Consider the following 6,477-nt stretch of genomic DNA (forward strand, 5'->3'; position numbering starts at 1 on the left):
GGCCCGTCATGGAAGGAGCGGTCCACAGATTCGTGCGGTTGCTGCGCCTGCATGGTGTACGCATCGGTGTCTCGGAGGCGATGGACGCGATGGCGGCGGTCGGGACCGCCGAGATCCTTGCCGATCGGCAGCTCATGCGTTCGGCGCTGGCCGCCTGTCTGGTCAAGGATCGCCGCGACGAGCAGACCTTCGACGAGGTCTTCGACAAGTTCTTCTCGCTGCGACCGGTACTGGAAGCTGCCGACGCGCACGGCCATTCGCATACCCATGACGATCTCGCCGACACCGGCGACCTTCAGGAGTACACCCTGTCCGACGAGGTGGGCGACACCCCACAGCAAGGACACAGCCACGGGCCGCCGTCGAATATCCGCGACTTCTTCGACCCGGAGGATCTCGCCGAGCAGTACAACCTGCACCAGGAGGCCAACAAGCTCGACCTGGCCTCGCTCACCGACGAGATCGTGCTGTCGGCCGATTCGGTACCCAATTCCGAGCAGGCCGCCCGGGTACAGCTGACGGTGTCGCGATTACACAATCCGGGACGTCCGGGGGAGTTGGTGACCGGGAATCCGACGCAGCTCGACGCCGAACTCTCGGTGGCCCAGGAGATGGCGTTGCTGGATTGGCTCGACGATGCCGGCGGCCTGTCGGGTCCGCAACCGGACGCCGAGGAGATCGCGCGGCTCCGCAACGCCCTGGCGGGATTGCTCGACGGGTTGCCGGAGAAGCTGCGCGATCACCTCGAGCAGCTCATGGCCACCGACCACGAGATCGAGGAGCGCGAGGTGGCGGCGCAGGCCCGCGAGGCCATCGGTGAACACGAACGTGCCGGTCTCGAGGAATCGATCCGCCGGCTGATCCGCTCGCTGCATGGGGCGCCCCGGGCACGTCGCAAGCGCGCCGCCCGAGGCACCGTCGATGCGGCCCGGACGATGCGCGCCAATCTGCGGTTCGACGGAGTGCCGTTCCGGCCGATCACGGTCGCCAAGGTCGAGGATCGCCCATCATTGCTGATCCTCGCCGACGTGTCGCTGTCGGTGCGCAGCGCCGCCCGGTTCACGCTGCAATTGGTGCATGGGCTGCAGAGCATGGTGGCCCATGTCCGGTCGTTCGCATTCGTCGCCGATCTGGTCGAGATCACCGACCTGTTCGCCGAGCACCCGGCCGAGGAGGCCTTGTCGCTGGTGGTCTCAGGATTGCCCGCGGGCGGGGTCCTCGATACCGATGCCGATTCCGACTACGGGTCGACGCTGCAGAGCTTCCTCGACGAGTTCGGCGGGGCGATCACGCGCCGGACCACCGTGATCGTCCTCGGCGACGGCCGCAACAACGGCCGTGAACCGAATCTGGCGGCGTTCGAGGAGATCACCCGGCGAGCACGGGAGACTATCTGGATCACCCCCGAGCCCAGTTACTCATGGGGTCTGGGTGCCTGTGATCTGCCTGCATACGCGACGCTGTGCGATCGAGTCCACGTCGTTCACGACCTGGCCGCTCTCGAGCAGGTCTCGGTCAGTGCATACGGTGCCTGAGCGGTGTCCGGCCGCGTAGGATCGGCGCAACGATCCAGGTGTGACGAGGTGGGTGATCGGGTGATGTACGCCGATACCGACGCGGCGCCGGCTGAGATGCCGCCGAGCGGGTTCGCAGACCGCCGCGGTCGGCCCGCGCGGATTCCGGTCGTGAAGTTCCACACCCCCGAGATCATCATCGGGCCCGGCTCGCTGAACGAGATCCCCACCGCAGCTGCGGGTTTGGGATTGCGCCGGCTGATGATCGTCTCCGATCGGAATCTGGTGGCCACCCCGTGGTATCCGCGACTGGTGCAAGGCTTGCGCGCCGCAGACCTCACGGTGGCGTCGTACAGCGAGGTCTCGGAGAACCCGCGGGCGCACCAGATCGCGGCGGGATTCGAGCATTATGAACAGACCCGGTCGGACGGAATCATCGCACTGGGCGGCGGATCGGTGATCGATGCCGCCAAGGGGGTTGCCATCCTGGCCGCCAACGGCGGGCACATCCTGTCCTATGAGGGCATCGATCGCGCTCGAATGCCCTTGCCGCCCTTGGTTGCCGCGCCGACCACGGCCGGCAGCGGCTCGGACGTCTCGCAATTCTGCATCGTCAACGACGTGGACCGGATGACAAAGGTGACGATCATCGGCCGGGGGCTCGTACCCGACGTGTCGGTGATCGACCCGCACGTCATGGCCACGTTGCCCGCCGAGGTCGCCGCGCAATCCGGGATGGACGCCGTCACCCATTGCGTCGAGGCATACGCATCGTTGGCGCACACCAGACTCACCGATCGATCCGCGCTGAGCGCGATCGCCACCGCTTGGCGATCGATCGAGCGATTCGTCGACGACCCCGGTGATCAGGCTGCCGGACTCGACATGGCCTATGCCGCGCTGGAAGCCGGGATGGCGTTCACCAACGCGATCCTGGGTGCCACGCACGCGATGAGCCACCCGGTCGGCGGCCTGTGCGACGCTCCGCACGGCGCGATCAACTCGGTGCTGTTGCCCCATGTCATCCGGTTCAACGCCGAGCGGGATCCGGCGCCGTTCGTCGACCTCGCGGAGTCCGTCGGCATCCCGGTGTCGTCGTCGGCACACGTGACCGCCGATCGATTCGCCGATGCGGTACACCGACTTGCGGGGCGGGTCGGGATGCCGGGACGCCTCGCGCAGGTCGGCGTCGGTGACGCGGACGTCGACGCGCTGACCGCGAATGCGCTTCTCGACGCCTGTATGCGGACCAACCCGCGTGCGCCGAGCGCCGCCGAGGTCGCCGGCCTCTATCGCGAGGCGCTATGAGTGCTCCCGGTGACGTTCCGGAAGACGATGGCACCTCGTTGTCACCGAGCCCCTCGCCCTACCCGGATTTCGACTCACTGATCGGCCTGCATTCGGTCAAGGGTTCGCACTATGCGCAGTACCGGGGGGTGGAGAAGCGTCTGGCACGCGTGGTCGGCGCCCTGGACCGGATCTCGCGTGCGCTGGTGCAGACCGCGGAAGGACCCGAAACGCTCGTGCTCTCGGTCGTGCGCGCCGTCGCCGAACATCTGGACGCCGAGTGGGTGGTCTTTGCACTCTGCGACGGTGAACTCGATCGCACCGGCCCGCGACACCTGATGATGGCCGGTGACGGCACCACCTACGCATTCGAGGGTGTGCAGATGGCGCGGATTCCCAGTCACCTGCCCGACGAGGTGTTGAACTGGCTCAACGACATCCTGCGCAATCAGCTCGGCGAACTCATCCGGCCGGTCGTCGAGGAACATCGCCTGCACGTCCCGCTGCACCTGGACGGCCGGGTCGTCGGGGGACTGTCGGCGTGGACACGGCCCCGGCACGTCGTCGACTCGGCGGATCTGGTCGTGATGCGCATCCTGGCGCGGCAGGCGGTGGTGGCGTTGCTCAACGCGGCGTTGCTGGAGGAAAGCCGTCATCAGCTCGCTCGCGCCGAGGGCGCCTATGCCAAAGCGCGGGAACAGGCCGCAGATCTGGCGGTACAGAATGTCGAATTGCAACGCACGCAACGTGAACTGTCGGCGGTCATGCGGCAGCGTCTGGTTACCGAAGAACGCGAGCGCATCGCCCGCGAACTCCATGATTCGGTGACGCAGTCGGTGCTGTCGGCGGGCGTGCAGATCGAGGTCTGCCGCATGGAATGCGACGCCCAGACCGCCGAGCGACTCGAGGTCGCGGGCACCCTGACGCGTAACGCCGTCGAGCAGCTGCGATCGGTGATCTACGCATTGAATCAGTCGCCGTCGGTCGAGGGCTCCGGTCTGGCCGAGGTCATCGACGAGCTGTGTTCGATGCACATGCCGGCGGAGGTGCGGGTGATCGGCCGCCCGCGCGATCTGCCCGACGACGTGCAGCACGCGATCCTGCGCATCGCGGGGGAGGCGCTGTTCAACACCGTGGTGCACGCGGAGGCGACGACGGCACGGGTGGTGCTCACCTATGGCGATCACGACGTGTCCCTGACCGTCGACGACAACGGCGTGGGGGACCCGGCCCACATGCGCCGCGTGATGCGCGCGGCGACGCTGGGCGACCTGGCCGGCCGGCACCGCGGACTGGCGAACATGTCCGCTCGCGCCCGCGACCTCGGCGGCGAGTTCCGCATCCGCCGATCCCGGATGGGTGGCGTCCGCGTCGGGGTCCAGATCCCGGTCGGCGCCGTCGTCGATCGCATGAACGTGAGTCCCGTTGCCTGCGTGGACCCGCGAACGCAACAGGAGGTCACCAGATGAACGACTCGGACACCGCGATCGGGGTGATCCGCACCATGCTGGTCGACGACCATGCGTTACTTCGTGCCGGGATACGGTCGCTGCTGGAGCGTGAAGACACGATTGCGGTTGTCGGCGAAGCGGATTCGTTCGATCGCGCACTCGTCGAAGTGGAACGTACGCAACCCGACGTGGTCGTCGTCGACCTCAAGTTGACGGCCGGTACCGAGTACGAAGGGCTGCGGCTGATCACCGAGATCGCAGCCCGCCACCCCGAGGTGGCGAGTCTGGTGTTGACCACCTTCCTCGACGACGACCTGGTGGTCCGTGCGGTGAAGGCAGGGGCACGCGGGTACGTCGTGAAGGACGTCGACACCACCGAACTCGTGCGTGCGATCCAGTCGGTGTCGGGCGGCGGCAGTGCCTTCGATCCGCGCAGCGCGGCCATCGTCCTGCGCACGGTGTCCGGTGACGGCGCCAGCTCGGCGACGCTGACCGAGCGGGAACGAGAAGTATTGCGGCTGTTGGCCGATGGAATGAGCAACAAGCGGATCGGGTTGACGTTGTTCATCTCTGAATCGACGGTGAAGTTCCACATCCGCAACATCATCCGCAAGCTCGGCGTCACCAAGCGCACCGATGCGGTGTACATCGCGAGCAAGCGTGGGCTGATCTGACCGGTCGTCGCGGCAGCGTCGGTTTCGGACGCCCGTTCCGCTCGGCGCGGATGGTCAGCTCGGCGGACCTGGGGTCAGGATGAGCCAGCCGCCACGGTCGGTGAAGATCTCGGCTCCGGCATGATCTACCTCCTCCGACCATCGCTGCAGGTCGAGAGCGTCCAGTGTGACGCGATGGCCGAAGTGTTCGCTCGGATGTTCCTCGTAGGGAACGGCGATCACCACTGCGCGCCGTGCCACCCGCAACGCTTCGGTGATCGCTGTCCGGGCCTGCTCGGCACCGAGGTGCTCGAGAAGGTGGATCAGGGTCACGGTGTCGACCGAATCGTCCACGAACCGCAGTGCGGTCGCATCACCGACGACGGCACGTAGGGGGGTGTCGCGGCGATCGGCTGCCGCGGTGAGCAAGTCGATGGCGCCTGCCGAGATGTCGCAGGCAGACACCGTCAGTCCGGTCTCGGCGCACTGCAGCGCGAACAGACCGAAGCAACACCCCACCTCCAGCACGCTCGAACCGCTGATCAGCGACCGGGCGCGTCGATGTACCGGGGCGAACGACGCCGTGCCATCCCGCAACGAGCGCAGTGAGTTGTCGTAGAACGCAGCCCAGGCGTCGCCGCTGCGAGCGCTGGAGGATCGGATCAGTCCGACCGCGGCTTCTTCGAACTCCCACTGTCCGTGCAAGACATCTGCGCCGATGAGCTCGTCGAGTGCGGCAACCATGACGTCATCGCAGATCTCGGCGGTCGTGAAGGTGTGGACCAGCTCGAGCGATTCCGATTCCGCAGCGTCCCGACGCAGGCCATCGTGGTGCGACCAGGCCATCCGGCCGAGGTGGTGCATGGCCGCCGGCAGAATCTCCGACCGCCGGACCGAGATCCGGCGACCGGTCGCCGGCCCGGCACTGCACGTTCGGGCACTCGCCAGACCGGCAACCCCAGGGCCCGGACCCGTTGTCAGGGAATTCGTCGTCACGCTCACGACGAAAACGCTATGACCCGCGCGTTCGAACCGTAACTGACCGAGCGGGCGTACATGCTGACCGTTCGGAGAGGGTGAAATTCGGAGAGGGCAAAGTTCGGAGAGTGCGAGGTGCACGTGGCTCAGATCACACCACCCGACTCGGATCAGAAACGGTCGGCGACGGCCGGCCCGCGCCGCGTGACATGTGCATTGAGCTGCAGAGATCGTTGCCGGAGCGAGATCTGACCAGGCGATTTGATTCGTCACGGGTCGGTGCGTAACTTAATCCGAGTCAGCGCGCCGCGGCGCCGCCCCGGAGGGCTTCGAGAGAAGTTCGGCGGGGAGAGGAAACCGGGCAGACGCAGACCGACCCCGAGAAATCGAACCATGCGCAGTGATGTGTACGGGATGTTGATCGGGGAGCCGGGTTCCGGAGGCTCGCAGCCGCAGGGTTGCGGATGCCACGGGGATCTGGCACACTGGACGAGTTGCCCTTGATCGGGTGACGGAATCCGAAACAGAACAAGCTCGCCGAAGTTCGCTCCTGTGTGGGGTGGTGTTGGTGGGTGTGTGTTCGTTGAGAACTCG

Annotated in this window: 5 protein-coding genes; 4 read left to right on the forward strand and 1 reads right to left on the reverse strand. The window is 66.6% G+C overall.

Features of this window, described 5'->3' with window-relative positions; genetic code table 11:
• Positions 1–8 precede the first annotated feature (8 nt).
• The 4 genes from ACPXB3_RS13975 (at position 9) to ACPXB3_RS13990 (ending at position 4,926) form a co-directional block, all read left to right on the forward strand.
• The gene (locus tag ACPXB3_RS13975; protein ID WP_425727971.1) at positions 9–1,535 is read left to right on the forward strand and encodes a VWA domain-containing protein; all 1,527 of its coding nucleotides are present in this window, start codon (positions 9–11) and stop codon (positions 1,533–1,535) included.
• Positions 1,536–1,598: 63 nt separating this feature from the next.
• Entirely contained in the window at positions 1,599–2,822 is a 1,224-nt protein-coding gene (locus ACPXB3_RS13980) for an iron-containing alcohol dehydrogenase (protein WP_425705568.1), read from the forward strand.
• Entirely contained in the window at positions 2,819–4,270 is a 1,452-nt protein-coding gene (locus ACPXB3_RS13985; protein ID WP_425705558.1) for a MadS family sensor histidine kinase, read from the forward strand. The genes ACPXB3_RS13980 and ACPXB3_RS13985 overlap by 4 nt, the downstream gene beginning before the upstream one ends.
• Positions 4,267–4,926 (forward strand): MadR family response regulator transcription factor, encoded by a 660-nt coding sequence (locus ACPXB3_RS13990; protein WP_425727973.1) that lies wholly within the window; start codon positions 4,267–4,269, stop codon positions 4,924–4,926. Before ACPXB3_RS13985 ends, ACPXB3_RS13990 begins: the two co-directional genes overlap by 4 nt.
• Positions 4,927–4,980: 54 nt before the next feature.
• Here the strand turns inward: ACPXB3_RS13990 and mftM are convergent, their stop codons facing one another.
• On the reverse strand, positions 4,981–5,907 hold the full coding sequence (gene mftM, locus ACPXB3_RS13995) for a mycofactocin oligosaccharide methyltransferase MftM (RefSeq protein WP_425705560.1): 927 nt from the start codon (positions 5,905–5,907) through the stop codon (positions 4,981–4,983).
• Between the last annotated feature and the right edge of the window lie 570 nt (positions 5,908–6,477).

The organism is Gordonia sp. DT219 (assembly GCF_049847065.1).
In the GTDB taxonomy this organism is placed as follows: domain Bacteria; phylum Actinomycetota; class Actinomycetes; order Mycobacteriales; family Mycobacteriaceae; genus Gordonia.